The 15,579-nt window shown below is 50.6% G+C and carries 16 protein-coding genes; 14 read left to right on the top strand and 2 right to left on the bottom strand.

Going from position 1 to position 15,579, the window contains the following annotated elements:
* The first annotated feature begins 12 nt into the window (after positions 1–12).
* The 6 genes from FE783_RS10415 (at position 13) to FE783_RS10390 (ending at position 6,831) form a co-directional block, all read left to right on the top strand.
* Positions 13–1,011, top strand: coding sequence for a hypothetical protein (locus FE783_RS10415; protein WP_138879291.1), 999 nt, complete (start codon positions 13–15; stop codon positions 1,009–1,011).
* 17 nt (positions 1,012–1,028) lie between these two features.
* On the top strand, positions 1,029–1,973 hold the full coding sequence (locus FE783_RS10410; protein ID WP_138879290.1) for a hypothetical protein: 945 nt from the start codon (positions 1,029–1,031) through the stop codon (positions 1,971–1,973).
* A gap of 221 nt (positions 1,974–2,194) precedes the next feature.
* Complete coding sequence (locus FE783_RS10405) at positions 2,195–2,896, top strand: ABC transporter ATP-binding protein (protein WP_138879289.1); 702 nt, start codon at positions 2,195–2,197, stop codon at positions 2,894–2,896.
* Positions 2,884–4,260, top strand: a complete 1,377-nt coding sequence (locus FE783_RS10400; RefSeq protein ID WP_138879288.1) for an ABC transporter permease — start codon at positions 2,884–2,886, stop codon at positions 4,258–4,260. The genes FE783_RS10405 and FE783_RS10400 overlap by 13 nt, the downstream gene beginning before the upstream one ends.
* Before the next feature lie 258 nt (positions 4,261–4,518).
* Positions 4,519–5,334 (top strand): helix-turn-helix domain-containing protein, encoded by an 816-nt coding sequence (locus FE783_RS10395; RefSeq protein WP_138879287.1) that lies wholly within the window; start codon positions 4,519–4,521, stop codon positions 5,332–5,334.
* A 93-nt stretch (positions 5,335–5,427) separates the two neighbouring features.
* Positions 5,428–6,831, top strand: coding sequence for an MFS transporter (locus FE783_RS10390; RefSeq protein WP_138879286.1), 1,404 nt, complete (start codon positions 5,428–5,430; stop codon positions 6,829–6,831).
* A gap of 78 nt (positions 6,832–6,909) precedes the next feature.
* Here FE783_RS10390 and FE783_RS10385 read toward each other — a convergent pair whose 3' ends face one another.
* The gene (locus FE783_RS10385) at positions 6,910–8,124 is read right to left on the bottom strand and encodes an MFS transporter (RefSeq protein WP_238403004.1); all 1,215 of its coding nucleotides are present in this window, start codon (positions 8,122–8,124) and stop codon (positions 6,910–6,912) included.
* A 285-nt stretch (positions 8,125–8,409) separates the two neighbouring features.
* Between FE783_RS10385 and FE783_RS10380 the strand changes: the two genes are divergently transcribed.
* From FE783_RS10380 to FE783_RS10355, 6 genes are all read left to right on the top strand, one after another.
* Positions 8,410–8,991 (top strand): TetR/AcrR family transcriptional regulator, encoded by a 582-nt coding sequence (locus FE783_RS10380; RefSeq protein ID WP_138879284.1) that lies wholly within the window; start codon positions 8,410–8,412, stop codon positions 8,989–8,991.
* Between the two features lie 63 nt (positions 8,992–9,054).
* Positions 9,055–9,540, top strand: coding sequence for a GNAT family N-acetyltransferase (locus tag FE783_RS10375; RefSeq protein ID WP_420799728.1), 486 nt, complete (start codon positions 9,055–9,057; stop codon positions 9,538–9,540).
* A 34-nt stretch (positions 9,541–9,574) separates the two neighbouring features.
* Positions 9,575–10,306: an MOSC domain-containing protein gene (locus tag FE783_RS10370; protein WP_238402980.1), complete on the top strand. Its 732-nt coding sequence runs from the start codon at positions 9,575–9,577 to the stop codon at positions 10,304–10,306.
* 161 nt (positions 10,307–10,467) lie between these two features.
* Positions 10,468–10,776, top strand: coding sequence for an ArsR/SmtB family transcription factor (locus FE783_RS10365; protein WP_338015838.1), 309 nt, complete (start codon positions 10,468–10,470; stop codon positions 10,774–10,776).
* Between the two features lie 37 nt (positions 10,777–10,813).
* Positions 10,814–11,299, top strand: a complete 486-nt coding sequence (locus tag FE783_RS10360; RefSeq protein WP_138879281.1) for an SRPBCC family protein — start codon at positions 10,814–10,816, stop codon at positions 11,297–11,299.
* 184 nt (positions 11,300–11,483) lie between these two features.
* Positions 11,484–12,137, top strand: coding sequence for a GntR family transcriptional regulator (locus tag FE783_RS10355; RefSeq protein WP_138879280.1), 654 nt, complete (start codon positions 11,484–11,486; stop codon positions 12,135–12,137).
* A gap of 303 nt (positions 12,138–12,440) precedes the next feature.
* Here FE783_RS10355 and FE783_RS10350 read toward each other — a convergent pair whose 3' ends face one another.
* Positions 12,441–13,223 (bottom strand): helix-turn-helix domain-containing protein, encoded by a 783-nt coding sequence (locus FE783_RS10350; protein ID WP_138879279.1) that lies wholly within the window; start codon positions 13,221–13,223, stop codon positions 12,441–12,443.
* 241 nt (positions 13,224–13,464) lie between these two features.
* Between FE783_RS10350 and FE783_RS10345 the strand changes: the two genes are divergently transcribed.
* Positions 13,465–14,238 carry a sugar phosphate isomerase/epimerase family protein gene (locus tag FE783_RS10345; RefSeq protein WP_138879278.1) on the top strand — a complete coding sequence of 258 codons (774 nt, stop codon included), beginning with the start codon at positions 13,465–13,467 and terminating at the stop codon, positions 14,236–14,238.
* A 59-nt stretch (positions 14,239–14,297) separates the two neighbouring features.
* The gene (locus FE783_RS10340) at positions 14,298–15,482 is read left to right on the top strand and encodes a TolB-like translocation protein (RefSeq protein WP_138879277.1); all 1,185 of its coding nucleotides are present in this window, start codon (positions 14,298–14,300) and stop codon (positions 15,480–15,482) included.
* Positions 15,483–15,579: the final 97 nt, after the last annotated feature.

Genomic DNA, 15,579 nt, shown 5'->3' with positions numbered 1-15,579 from the left:
AGGGGGGGTAAGATGTCAGGCGTTGTATTGCATCAAATATCGATGAAGCGCGAATCCAAATCGTTTACCGACAGCTTGCATGCTATTTTGTCGGCGGCTGGTTTGTTCGACGGTCCGAAGTATATATTGTCGGGTCTGAGCGGGATGGCGTTCAAATTCTCGGTCCATAAGCGGCTGCTGCCCATGTCCGTCTCGGCCTACGGTCAATGGGGAACGGAGCATCGTCCGGCCGTCGATAATTTGGGTGTTTTTACGGAATCGGACGGGGGGCGGACCAGGCATCCGACGTTCCGCTACTACAGAGAGGATGCGGTGCGAGGGGTGAAGTGCAGCTTAGAGCGGGGCATCGGAGTTGTGTATTGGCTTCCGGAATTCGGTGTCATCCACGGTTACGATGACGAAGACGGGGTATTTTTCGTGCAGGACGGACGCTCCCCGGAAAGTCAAATCGTGTTGTACGAAAACTTCGGAATAAACAGCACGCCGTTCTGGTATATCCAGCTCTTTGGCGATCGAATCCATATTGAACAACCGGCGATGGTTCTCGAATCGCTGCGATTGGCGATCCACGATTGGGATACCCCGCACAAAACGCTGCCGGATACCGAGATGGCTTCGGGCAAGCTTGCTTACGCCTATTTGGTTCGGGGGTTGGATAGCCGGGATTACGATGAACGTGGCGCCGTCTATATTTTGAATTCTTATCTATATGCCAGAAGGGAGATTGAGCACTATTTGCACGATGTCGGTGAAGCTTTGCCCGGACTGGATGAGGCCGCCGATATTTATAGCGAGCTTGTACGAACCGTTTCGCCGATCGAAGGCTGCCTGGTTGATTATAACGGCTCTAAGCGGGTAAATCCCGAGTGCATAGGTGAGCTTCGCGAGCTGCTTCTGGAAGCCGAATCGTTGGAGGAGCAAGCGATCGAACGGTTTCGATCCATTTCTGAGCGGTATCCGGACCGGAAGCGTTCGACAGTTCCGCGTTGGGGCATTCATACGCCGAGGTAATTGGGGAGGGATCATAGATGGGACAGCATATGCTATCCGGCTTGAAGATGACGATAGAGGCGCATTCCTACATCGACGCATTACATGGAATATTGTCGCATAAAGGATGGACGTTTTGGCCCAAGCCCATGCTTTCGGGTTTGACGGCAGCGGCTTTCCGCTTCGTCGTGAACCGACGGCTGACGCCGGAGTCCCCGACTGCTTACAATTGGATAGCGGAAAACTTTTTGGCGGCCGATTTTATCGGGATCACGTCATCCCAGCAAGCCGGATTCAGCTTTGATGCAACATTTCCTCTGTACCGGGAGGATGCGATATCGGTGATCAAGAGATCGCTCGATCGGTCGACCGGGGCCGTCCTATGGAAGGACGGATTCGTAATCGTAACGGGCTATAATGACGATAGCGGAGTATTGTACTACTCCGACGGGAGCGGTGACGACTGCAAGACGATGTCTTACGCCGAGTTCGGTCTGAACAAGTCGCCATATTGGTATTATCAAGTATTCGAAGACCGTATCGAGCTGGACGAGTGGGAAATGATCAAAGAATCGCTATTGCAAGCCGTCTACAAATGGGAGTCGCACGATTTTATGCTGCCCGAGACGGATTATGCATGCGGACGTCAAGCTTATGATGCCTTTATTCATGCATTGCGTACAGGGGATTACGACAGGACCGGAGCTTGGGAGGTATTACGGTGCTATGCCGCATCGAAACGGCAGATCGGGCTGTACGCCGAGATGATTCGGGACCGTACCGTGGAGAGCGGAGGGATTGCCGATCAGTACGCCGTCGTCGCAAGATTGTTTCAATCGATGCTGGATACGGGAGGGCAGGCGGATCGCCTAGTTTCGTTGCTCGTCGAAGCGCAAGATGCCGAGGAAAAAGTAATTCAATCGATCAAACGATTGCTGCGGGAAACGATCGATAACCGTTACGGAGACGTTTCTTTAAGGTGAAATCGGAAAAATAGAGTCGGATGCCATTCGGCAGATCAAAACCTGGACGTTCTGACTGCCGTTTTTTATATGCGGCATATCTTTACTTTTCTACAGATTAACTTAAGAAATTTTTTATGATTCGTTTTCGAAAGCTTAAAAGTTGTCCGATATAGTGGTTCATGCGGAGTGGAGACACGTGCCCGATACAACGGTCGGAATGAACATACGGAGGGAAGACGATGATCGAAATTAACGGAATGAGCCATCAGTTCGTAATCGGCAAAAAAGGAAAAGAACGGATCGTCCCCGTTCTTCATCATATCGACATGCGCGTGGAGCAGGGGGATGTCGTGGCGATCGTCGGTAGAAGCGGTTCGGGGAAATCGACACTGCTCAATCTGATTTCCGGATATATTCGGCCGACGCTCGGTGAGATTCGGGTGATGGGCCGGACGGTAACGAAACTAAGCGAAGGGGAATGGGCGGACTTCAGACTCGATCATTTCGGCTTCATGTTTCAGAGCTTTCAACTTATTCCGAGCATGACCGCATTCGAGAACGTCGAGCTGCCGCTTGTCTTGAAGGGAGTCGGCCTGGAGCAGCGCAAGAAGCGGGTAAACGCGCTACTGGAACGGGTAGGCTTGACCGAGTATGCCAGCCATTATCCGGGCGAGCTGTCCGGCGGGCAGCAACAACGGGTGTCGGTGGCGAGGGCTCTCGTGCTGAATCCGCCGATCGTGCTGGCCGACGAACCTACCGGCAGTCTGGACAGCGAGAACGAACGCCAGCTGCTCGCGCTGATCGGGGAATTAAACCGGGAGCATGGTATAACGTTTCTTATCATTACGCACGACGAACAAGTAGCCGCGGTCGCGCATCATACTATAACGCTTCAGGACGGACAGATTCGCGCACAGCAGAAAAGGGGATGGAACGATTGAAATTCACGGATCAAGTCCGGTTCGTCCGGCAAAATATGAAGAAGAACAAATCCCGGCTGTTCATGACCGTCCTGGCTACCGCAATGGGGTGCGCATTTCTGATCGTGCTTGCCTCCGTCGGCTTCGGACTGCAGAAGAGCATCGTTGACAAAATGGTCGGCGACCGATTGGTCACCTCAATCGACATCTGGGGAAAGGAAACCGGCGGAATGACGTCCAGCGAGTTAGGCGAAGACGATATCCGTTATTTACGCTCGGTCGAGCATGTCAAGGCGGTAACGTACCGCAACTACATTCGGCAAGCTTTAAGCAAAACGGTGGATGGAACGGCATTGTCCGGCGGGGGAGCGATCGCCGTCGATTTCGAAGCGGAGACGAAAGCGGGCTTCGGGCTCAGCGCAGGCAGGCTTCCTCAAGGGGCAGATGAAATCGTCATCGGCTATCATATTCGGGAGAAGGATCCTGAACCGGCCGCTGTCGGACAAGCTGCTTCTACTTCTTCGCAGAGCAAGATGGAGCCGGTTCCGGCGAAAGAGTGGATCGGAAAGAAGATGCAGCTGGAAGTAACCCATTATGTAAACGGCGTCGAACAGAAAACGCCGCTTACCGCGACCATTGTCGGAGTGACCAAAGAGCCGACCCGCGAATGGAACAAAGACAAAAACATCTACATGGGCGAGCCGCTGCTGCAGAAGATCGAATCGATTACCGGCACGCAGTTCGGGGCTGTCCAGAAGCCGAATCCGGGCAATGACGGGCCGAAGGAGACGCAGCCGAAGCCGCTTTCCGAGCCGCGTCAATATAACCAGGTTCAAGCTATCGCGGACAGTGCAGAGTATGTTAAAGGCATCGGCGAAGAAATTCGATCCAAAGGATATTTGAATCATTCGATCGCAAATGAGTTGAAGCAAGTAAATATGGTGTTTCTGATCATGAAGATCGGTCTGGTGTTCGTCGGCACGATTGCCGTTCTGATAGCATCCATCGGCATTTTCAATACGATGACGATGGCCGTGACCGAGCGTGCGCAAGATATCGGCATCATGAAGGCGATCGGAGCGCACCCGACTGCAATCCGCCGGATATTCCTGCTCGAGAGCGGGCTGATCGGTCTTCTCGGTACCGTCATCGGCATTACGGTATCCTACGTGCTCTCGGTCGCCGTGAATGCGGCTTTGCCGATTCTTATCCGCACGTTTCTGGATGAACAGGTGCCGGAGGACTTCCGGTTCTCGCATATTCCGCTGCTGTTAACGGTGATTGCCGCCGTCATCTCGCTTGGCGTCGCCGTTCTGTCCGGGTCACGTCCAGCGAAGCGGGCGACCAAGGTTGACGTTCTGCGAGCGTTGCGGCGCGATGTATAGCTCAAGGATACAGTTCCGGCAGCTGCTGTCGGAACTGTTTTTTTGGGATTTAACAGATATTTAAGTTTTTTACCTTGCTAAGGTATAAAGGCGGGTTCGTAAGACATCAAAGGGAACGGGTAATGTTTTTTTGTCAAAATGGCAAAATTACCATATTATTACGTTCCATGTGGCTGAAATATATGGTAGCATATGTACGAACAACTGTTCTTAGTCGTGACATCGATTTAGGACAACGGCAGAAGGAAGGTGCATGAAATGGTAACTGAATTGTATAACGAAATAGACGAGGTGATAGCCTATATTCATGAACATATTTACGATCCGCTTCCGCTTTCCCGATTGGCCGCTTATGTAGCCTACAGTCCGTACCATTTCACGCGTATTTTCAAAGAAAGAATCGGGCTCTCGCCCCAATACTACATTTCTTCCATCCGGCTGCAGAAGGCCAAAGATTTACTTTTGCGGACGAATTTGAGTATACGCGATATCGGACTTGAGATCGGCCAGCAGAGCCTTGGGACTTTCACCACCCGATTTACGGAGAGAGTGGGCGTGACGCCTTCTTACTTTCGCAATTCGACGCTGTTGGCGGAGAACCAGTTTCGTTCTTTGCGGATGCTGCAAGACTGGAATTCTCCTTACCCCGTTTTGAATCAGCAATCCGGAATCGAGGGGACCGTTCAAGCGGCAGTGCCGTTCGAAGGTGTCATCCTGATCGGCCTGTTCGCCAAACCGATTCCCGAAGGGCTTCCGCTATACGGAACGATTTTGTCTTCCTTAGGTTACTTTCGTTTCACGAACGTCAAGCCGGGTACTTATTACCTAATGGCGACATCGGTTTCCTGGAACATGAAGGCGCTTGACTTTATGCTGCCTCACGAAACTTTGCGTACCCGTTCGAAGGAACCGATCGTAGTGGAGCCTTTTTCCTCCGTCCCTTATCAGCAAGTGATGCTCTATCCTCCCCGGCCGGACGATCCTCCAATTCTGATTTCGCTTCCTTTGTTGATGAATAATTTTCTCGACCGGGTACACAACATAGCAATCGATAAGAAATCGCAGAAATCATAGCTTGATACAATAGGAGGGAACTTACAATCATTCGCGAGGGCAATAGGATAAGAGGTTGCCGATACCTATCAAAAGGAAGGAAGCATAATAGGAATGAAACCTGTGGATAATGCTGTAACCCATGTACCCGTCAATTCCGACATCAAGAAAAGTGTGCCTTGGATTTATTACGTCATCTTTTTTGCAGTACTGAACGAATCGGTATTCAACGTTTCCACGCCGAACATCGCCCAGCAGTTTAATTTGGATGCGGCCGGCGTAAGCTGGGTGGTTACGATCTTTTTTATCGTCTTCGGCATGGGGATGGTTATTTTCGGCAAGCTGTCCGATATGTACAGCATCAAGAAGTTGATAACGATCGGTATCGTCGTATACAGTTTGGGGTCGGTTGTCGGCTTTGCCTTGCAATCGTGGTACCCCGGCGTCATTATATCCAGAGCTTTGCAAGGAGCCGGAGGATCCGCCATCCCCGCCTTGATCTTCGTCATGGTCGCCCGTTTCTTTACGGCGAATGAACGCGGGAAATTGTTTGGCATCATTACTTCGACCGTTTCTTTCGCCGTCGGAATCGGTCCCGTGCTCGGCGGATATATTGCGGGAACGTTCCACTGGGCGTTTTTATTTCTCATTCCGCTGCCGGTACTCGTCGCTCTTCCTTTTTTCCGGAAGCTTTTGCCGGATGAACAGCGCGGCGCCGGGAAACTGGATATTGTCGGAGCGGTGCTGCTGGGCATTGTAGTAGCGATGCTCATCTTGTTTACGACCGAGTCGGCTTGGATCTACTTGCTCGCGGCTCTCATTGCCTTGATCCTGTTTATCGTTCATATCCGCCGGGCGAAAGAGCCATTCGTCGATCCCGCACTTTTCGTCAATCCGTTGTATAGGACCGGGCTTATTATCGGCTTTCTCATATTCGGCACCGTCATGTCCATCATGTTCGTAATTCCGCTCATGTTGAACAAAGTATACGGTCTGAGTGCGGAAAATATCGGACTCATTATGTTTCCTGGTGCGATCAGCGCCGTCGTCTTCGGCAGAGTGGCAGGCAATATGACGGTCAAACGGGGGAGCCATTATGTCGTATATTTGGGACTCGCCTTGATCGCGTTAAGTCTTCTGCTGCAGTCTTCATCGATCGGACTGTGGGTATGGTACATCGGAGCGGCCTTGATCTTGATGTATATCGGGTTCTCCTTCATGCAGACCGCACTTACGGAGAGCGTAACGCAAATATTGCCGGGTCACCAAATCGGCGTCGGCATGGGATTGTTTAATATGACCTCGACGATATCCGGTGCGGTAGTAACGGCGCTTGTCGCCAAAATGATGGAACAGGAGCTGTTCGCCTTCCCGCTCCATCCTATTCTTTCGGACTCGCGTGCCTATATGTACGGCAATATGATTCTGATCTTATGCTTCATTGTCGTTGCAAGCGCGCTCTTGTATTTCTTCTCATTCGGGAAAAAGCAGCCTCAGCCGGTCAATGAACCGGTTTAAAGAGCAAAGTGATGGTGGAAAGGTCGCAGAAATGCGGCCTTTTTATGTTTTAGATAAAGCGATGCAAATGGCCCTGCTCTACAATCTTGAAGGAACCGAGTGCCGGGTCAGCACCCAGAATACTAACGCGAGGGTGCTAATGGCTGCACCAGTCAGGCAGACCCCCGTCCAGCCGGTCCACGCATACACGACTGTTGAAGCGATCGAACCGACGGCGCTGCCGATGGAATAGAAGATCATATAGCCGGCGGTGAGCCGACTGTGCGCCTCTGGCCGAACGCTGTATATCATACTTTGGTTTGCGACGTGTACAGCCTGGAGTCCAAGGTCGAACACAATAACTCCGACGATTAAAGCCCATAAAGAATGCTGTGTGAAGCCAATCGGCAGCCACGACACCAACATGATAGCCAACCCGCCGCCGGTGATCCATCGTCCGAACCCGCGATCCGTGAGATTCCCCGCCCGGGCAGCTCCTAACGCACCGGCTGCACCGGCGAGACCGAACAATCCGATCTCGGTATGTGATAGCGATAGCGGGGGCGAGCTGAGCGGAAATACCATCGGGGTCCATAATACCATCGCCGCGGTAAAGATAAGAAAGGCGATAATAGACCGGATTCCAAGTATCGGCTCCTGCACGAAGAGCGTGAATACCGACCGCAGCAATTGCATATAGGGCGTATAAACCTTGGATTTGTCGTTCGATGGCAGCACGCGGAACAATAAGTAAGTGATAAGCAATGTAATTGCCGCGGAAACAAAGTAGACCAAGCGCCAGCCGGCAAGGTCGGCTAATAAACCGGAGGCGGTCCGCGCCAACAAAATGCCGATCACAATGCCGCTTGTCACCGTGCCGACTATGCGGCCACGTTCGACCGGTGCCGCCAAAGTTGCCGCGAACGCAACAAGCACCTGTGTCACGACAGCGAGCAAACCTACTACAGCACTACCCGCCATCAGCAAATAACTGGAAGGGGCTATGCCAACCACGATCAAGGCGAGCCCTGATAACAGCGACTGTCCAACGATCAACCGGCGGCGGTTTAACAGATCACCCAACGGTACCAGAAGCAGCAGACCAAGAGCATAACCGATTTGAGTAATCGTGACAACTAAGCCGATCGTCGCCTTGCCGATACCGAAATCGCTAGCCATAGCATCGAGCAGCGGCTGCGCGTAATAGACGTTGGCGACAGCGAGTCCGCAGGCGACTGCGAACAGCAGTATGACGGAGCGCGGCAGAGAAGCAGCGGGGGCAGATTCGGACAATGCGGATTTTCGTTGTGACAATTCCGCTCCTTTACCGCTTTTTTCTTCAATAACGATCTCCACTTGTTCTTCAAGCTTTTCCACGTTGTCACGCTCCTAATGGATAAGTAGTCGATTGAATATCACTCCCAGTTTCATACTCATCAGTATAATGTACCGATCGGTATGTAATGAAGTTATGTAAATATAACTCGCATATTCGCGATTTGTCAAGAGAATAACATTTAAAAATGGCTCTGTTGTTGACAATCTTTAGTTCAAACCATACCATTGTATTATACTAATCGATATGAAAAGAGGCCTCTAATGGTACGACCAAGGGCATTTGATGAGGAGAAGGCATTGGATGCGGCGATGCAGCTTTTTTGGGAGAAGGGATATGAAGCTACCTCGTTAAGCGATCTAACGTCCGCAATGGGCATTCAGCGGCCGAGCATCTATTCGGCTTTCGGCGACAAAAAAGAGCTGTTTGAAGCCGCACTCCGCAAATATACACAGTTCCACTCTTCCTACGTTCGGGCTCAACTCCACAATGCATCTTCGGTAAAGGAGGCGTTTCGTTCCTTCTTCGAAGGGATAGTGGCCGAAAATGACGAAGAAGTCATCAATCGGGGGTGCTTTTGCATTAACGTTATGGTGGAACTTGCACCGCACGATGCCAAATTCGAAATCCTCACAAGAGAACATCAGATGTATTTGTCCGCCATCTTTCAAGAAACGATCGAACGGGGGATCAGATCCGGAGAGCTGGATCACGATTTAAATGCAAAAGAGACAGCACGCACACTCGTCATATCGCTGATCGGACTTACGGTGCTTATGAAATCTCGACCTGAGCGGTCATTTGTAGAAAGTTCGGTGGCGATGCTGCTAACACTGCTCAAATAAGGATGTACAATTTAAGACGAGGTGATTGCATTGGTCGAAGATGTGAAAATCAAACAATTGTTCATGATTGACGGTCATAAGGAAGAACTCTCGGAACTTCTTATTCAAGTGGTAGAGGACGGTGCTTCGATTGGCTTTTTACCGCCGCTCGCCTATGCAGAGGCAGCGAAGTATTGGGAAGGTGTGCCGACTCCCGGTGTCATTTTATTAGTCGCCGCGATCAACGATCGGATTGTCGGAAGTGTTCAGCTGCATTTAAGTATGAAGCAGAATGGGCTGCATAGAGCCGAGATCGCAAAATTAATGACACATCCCCATTATCGACGACAAGGGATCGGTCGCGCATTGATGCAAGCTGCCGAGGAAAGAGCGGTGAAGGAGGGGCGGTCGCTGTTGGTTCTCGATACGAGGGAAGGAGACGATTCAAATTTCCTGTATGCTTCATTAGGCTACATTCAGGCTGGACGCATTCCCGAATACGCGAAATCCGCAAACGGCGAACTGCATGCGACTCTTTTCTACTTTAAGCGGTTTGACAATGCGGAATAACGTTGACTTTATAGTTTTGAAAGGATGAAAGACTTTGTCAAACGAACTTATTGGAGAAATCGTTCAAATCAATAGATACCCTGTAAAATCTTTTGCCGGCGAGAGTATAACTTCAAGCAAGATTGAAGCGTACGGAATATACGGAGACCGCAGTCATGCATTTATCGATGAAACAAAAGATGGATGGGATTCCTATATTACCGCCAGACAAATACCCGACATGCTTGCCTATAAAGCCGAACTGGTCGGCGACGGCACTGAGGATTTGTTTCCTTCAGTCAGAGTAACGTCAGCGGACGGGCGTGTTTTGGGGTGGAATGCGCAGTTATTATCCGAAATACAAGCCTATTCCAAGCAAAAAATTAGTATGATCGACTATCCGGCTAAGACCAAAGAGCTGCTAGCCGTCGACACGGGCAGTATTTTGATCATCACGGATGAATCGCTGCGTACGCTGGAGCGGATCTGGGGCAAAAAGTTGGAAGAACGCCGTTTTAGAGCGAATCTTGTTGTTTCATTAGCCCATAACGGATGCAAGGAACGCGATTGGTTGGGTAAACGTCTAGTTATCGGAGATGCGGAAATTAAAGTGGATATCGAATGTGAACGCTGCTCCATGATTACGATCGATCCGGATACGTTTGAACGCGATGCCTCTTTATTGAAAAAAGTTAATGAAGCGATGAGTTTACATTTCGGGGTTTACGCATCAGTTGTAAAGACGGGAAAAATCAATGTCGGCGATCGTGTGTTTTTGGCATTTTGATAGTCCGAATTGCGAAACCTTGCTTAAATCGCGCGGATTGTTATATCGTTCAAAGGTCGTACACGACAACTGCGTCGATTCTGTATGTAACTTTACAGTTATATAACTGTATGGTAATATAAAGACAATAAAAATAGCATCGATACGGAGATGGGGCGATCGTGAATTCGAACATTTTCGTGGCGATAGCGGAACCGAATCGGCGGCGCATTTTGGATCTGCTTAGAGTGCGGGAGCGTTCCGTAGGAGAACTGGCCGAGCATTTCAGCCTGAGTCAGCCGGGTTTTTCCAAGCATCTGAAGGTGCTTCGCGAGTACGGACTCGTCGAAGTGCGCAAACATGCCCAGCAGCATGTGTACCGTCTGCGAGCGGAGCCGTTGGTTGAAATTGAGAGTTGGCTCGAGCCTTACCGCCAATTTTGGTCGGACAAGCTGGATGCGCTGGAAAAGGCGCTGGATGAGGAAGAGTAATCATCGTTATGACGAGGTTCAGAAGGAGGACGGGTTTATGTTGGCTGTAATCAGCAAAAGCGAAGACGGATACTTTGTCAGATTCGAGCGTCATCTGAAGCATCCCGTCGAGAAAGTATGGGCTATGTTGACGGAAAACGACAAGCTCGCCAAATGGTTTTCCGAGCTGCGGGTGGAAGAGCTGCGCGAAGGGGGCGTTATCAAGTTCGATTTCCAGGACGGAACCTTCGAAGAATTCGTCATTATGGAGTTTAAGCTGCACTCCGTTCTGGAGTATACGTGGGGAGAAGACAGAGTCCGCTTCGAGTTGTTCCCGAAATCGGACGGCGGCTGCTTGCTGATCCTGACCGAGAAGATACGTAAGATCAATAATCACACCCCGAAGGATTTGGCCGGCTGGCATGTGTGTCTCGATGTCGTGCAGGCTTTGCTGGACGGCAGAACAATCGAATCCCGCGAGGCAGAATGGGCAAAATGGCATCCGCAATATGTGCAAGCGTTGGAGCGGATACTTGAGCAGTAACATAACATAGTGCATTAAGATCCCCGTATAATCGGGGATTTTTTTTGCTTATGCGGGACTTTCCGGAATCATTCAGGAGGAAGCAGCCGTTTTTGGGAATAAAAAAGACGCTGCCGCCATTGTTTCCGTCGCAGAAAGTTTTTAAGATGAAGTCACGAACGTATTAAAGGGGAAGTGTTAACCCGTGTCCCAGTTTCGTTTCGAGGAACAAAAAGCAACTTCATTACGCCATAAAATAACAGACGATATCCGAAGGGCTATTCTTCAAGGCAAGTTGAATCCGGCGGCTCGTCTTCGCGAGGCCGAAATCTCGATGCAGATGGGCGTTAGCCGCGGTCCCGTACGTGAAGCGATCCGAATGCTGGAACAGGAGGGACTGCTCGTATCGCTTCCTTATAAGGGAGCGACGGTCGCGGTTATATCCTGTGAGGAAGTCCGCGATGTACTGAACCCGATCCGGCTTATTATCGAAACGTATGCCATCCGCAGGGCATTGCCGAATATCGGAGAGTTCGAAATGGAACGGCTTGCTTCTTTCGTCTCCGATATGAAGGAAGGTGCGGCGCAGCACAATTTGAACAGGATCATCGAGAGCGATTTGGCGTTTCACGAATGTGTGATCTCTCTTGCCCGTGCGCCCGGCTTGCTCGGTACGTGGACGTCGAATTACAATCGGATTCACCTACACTTAACGACGCAAGGGCAGGCTTACGAGGATTTGAACGATCTATGGAAAGAACACGACAAGCTGCTGCAATCGATTCGAGAGGGCGATCCGGAAGAAATATCGGCAGCTTGGGCAGAGCACATCGAGACCTACAAATCCGGCGAAGCTTGATCCCTATTTTCAAAGGATATATTCTGTGAAGAATAGCCTCATTTGCGTGAATCCGTGACGCATAATGGGGCTTGTTCCTTTCACGCGCAAAACGGTGCTTGAAACGCAGTTGATCGAAATATACAAATAATTAGGTCGAAGCGTCAATGGATAGCACGTTCTCAGTCATCTATAATCAGGTTAGATCGGATCTGATAACGTTTTCATGCAAGGAGAGGTACAGTTCATCTGTGCATGCCAGGTGAGCCGTTTTTACACTTATCGGGGGAGTCTCCGGTTCGATCGCTTCACTATGCGGGGTACTTACAAGGCGTTCGTTTTTTTGAAATGTACAGGGGTCATTTTCATTTTTTGCTTAAAAAACCGCGAGAAGTGCGCTTGGTCGAAAAAACCTAACGATTCGGCGATTTGCTTCATACTTAATTCAGAGTTGATGATAAGCGAGCAGGCTTTGTTTATTTTCAACTGGTGGTACAAACCCATGACGCTGCAGCCGAATTCCCGATTTGTAATTCTTTCGAGCGTCGATGTGCTGACGGCGAGTCGGCTCGATATTTCGTTCAACGTCAAGTTTTCGGATAAGTGCAAGTGCATGAGGACGAGCATTTGCGAACGAAAGCTCGTTTCGCTGTCAAGCATTTGGAGGGAGCTCAGCAATACGGAATCGAGCAGGCTTGCGATTTGCAGCTTGGCCAGAACGGTGAACAGGCCGGCCTTCTCGCCCAGATCGGGAATGACGGACAACATGTCGGATCGATCGAGCACGACGAAATCTTTTACTTGCTTCTCCACCATCGAGACGATTCCTCTTTCGTCGTGCTTTTCATTCAAATCGATGCCCAATTGCTCATAACCGCCTTCCGACATCAGCGAATGGCGCTGGCCGGGAGGGATGATGCACAGCTGTCCTCTTCTAAGCCGATGCTCGGTTCCTTTATGGACGACGTGAAGGACGCCCTTCGTGACCCAAATGATTTGAAAAAACAGGTGGTCGTGTTCGGGCAGGAAATAATTTTTATCCCGCGACAGCATGTTCAAATGTCTGTAAGGCACAGCAAGATTATTGCTTTGAAAAAATTTCGACACCGTTGTCTCACCCGCGCATCGTTTTTACTTGCTTGTAAATTTACTTGAGACTGTCATAGATGTCAATGACCAAATCCTAAATCGGAGGCAAATGCGACGAAACTTGGGAAGCTTGGGTTTCTGTTGACAGTCATCATGGGATGTGAATACCGCGTTAAGAGACGCCGACGAAAAAATTAACAAGCTGCTTGATGAACAAAAAAATAAATAACAAACTGTTATTGAAGGAGTGGTGGAAACGATGAGATTTGGCGTTTGCACAAAAATTGAGAATGCGCCTATCGTGCATGGGGCCGGCTTCGATTTTATCGAATGCACGGTCGTCTCCTTGCAGCCGGAGGAGAGCGACGCCGCTGTGCGCGACATCATTGCGAGGTTTCACGAAAGCGAAGTTCCGGTGGAGGCGTTCAATGTGCTGCTGCCGGGCGACCTGAAAGTCGTAGGCGAGCATGTCGATTACGACCGCATTCGCCGTTACTTGGCGAAAGCGATGGAGCGGGTCAAAGCCGTCGGCGGGGAGACGGTCGTATTCGGCAGCGGCAAAGCCCGAATGGTACCGGAAGGTTTTTCCCGAACGCAAGCGGAGGAGCAAATCGTCCGCTTCCTCGATCTGCTTGCCGACGAAGCCGATCCGCTCGGCGTGACCGTTGCGATCGAGCCTTTGAATGCGACGGAATGCAACATTATTACAAGCGTGCCCGAAGCTGCTGAATATGCACGGCAAGTAAACCGCAAGTCGATTCGCGTATTGGCCGATACGTACCATATGGTTAAAGATAACGAACCGTTGGAAAACATTGCCGCGCACAAGGAACTGCTTCGCCACGTTCACGTTTCGGACAATAGCCGCTTCGGATTCGGCAATGGCGACTTTCCGCACGAATCGTTCGTCGATACGATCCAGCAGGCGAATTATGACGGACGCATTTCGATCGAATGCACGTTCAAAGATTTCGCCGTAGAATCGGCGTCCGGGTTATCGTATTTGAGAAGCCTTTTAAGCCCCGAGAAGTGACAGGAAGCCTTGAAGCAAGCATGAAGCGGACAGATTCCAAAGCGGAGGTACTTTTAACAATGAGTGAACCAGCATTTCGAAAGCGGGAGCGGATTCCATCCGTACGCATAACCGGCGGAGACAGCCATACGTTTTATGGTTATTACGACAACCCGGCATTTAGCGGCGACGACCGGTATCATCTCGTTCAGCGGGTACCCTTTTGCGACCGTTTGCCAAAAGCCGGGGATCGAGCGGAGATCGGCGTGATCGAGCTGGAGAGCGGAATCTATACTCCGCTGTCGGAGACGACCGCATGGAATTTCCAGCAAGGCTCGATGCTGCAATGGAATCCCGCTTCTCCCGATGATGAGATTATTTACAACGTCACGTTGAACGGTCAGTATCGTGCCGCCGTGCTGAATTTGCGGACGCAGGCCGTTCGCTATTTGGACCGGCCCGTCGCCAATATCGATCCTACGGGGAGCAATGCGCTCAGCATTAATTTCGGCCGCATGTTCGACTTTCGCCCGGGATACGGCTACGCCGACATTGCCGATCCTTACCGCGGGGAGCTGCACCCGGCCGAGGACGGTGTGTACGGTATTGACCTGTTGTCGGGCAGGAGCAAGCTTGTGTTAAGCCTGGACGCGATATGGTCGTTCATTCAGCCGATTTATCAAGCGGAAGAAGCCAAATTGACGATCAACCATATTACATTTAATACGGACGGCACGCGATTTTTGTTTCTGGCCCGATGGGTTCCGCCGCACAGCAAACGCCATCTGACCGCGCTGCTGTCGGCGAATGCGGACGGAAGCGGACTTCGCTGTATATCAACCGACACTGTTCAATCCCACTACCATTGGCGGGACGGAAGCAAGTTCGTCATGTTCGGCGGCGGGCCGCAAGGAAATCAATTGTACGAGTACGAGGATTCGCCCGCCGGTCAGAATGTGCCGGACGTAATCGATGCCTCATACTTTTTAAAAGACGGCCATTGCAGCTATTCGCCGGACCGCAATTGGATGCTGTACGACAGTTATCCGGATCAAGACAGCGTGAGGCATTTGTACATATACGACTTGAAGTCGCGGAAAGGCATGACACTCGGTTCTTATTATTCGCCTCCGTCCATTACCGGAGATATACGATGCGATCTGCATCCGCGATGGAACCGCGCCGGTACGATGATTACATTCGACTCCGCCCATGAAGGACAACGGCACGTATATGCGATGGATTTGCGTGAATTATTGAAGTAATGCAAATATTTCTGATGCAGGGCATAGATCAGCAAATGGATTAGTAGTATAATGCTGCTAGCAGACGGCATCATCTATTACGTTTAACGAATATCGA

Origin of the sequence: Paenibacillus mesophilus (assembly GCF_005938385.1) — a bacterium.
Taxonomy (GTDB): domain Bacteria; phylum Bacillota; class Bacilli; order Paenibacillales; family NBRC-103111; genus Paenibacillus_AB; species Paenibacillus_AB mesophilus.
The sequence above is the reverse complement of the archived record's forward strand: the minus strand, read 5'-3'. Positions and strand labels throughout refer to the sequence as shown.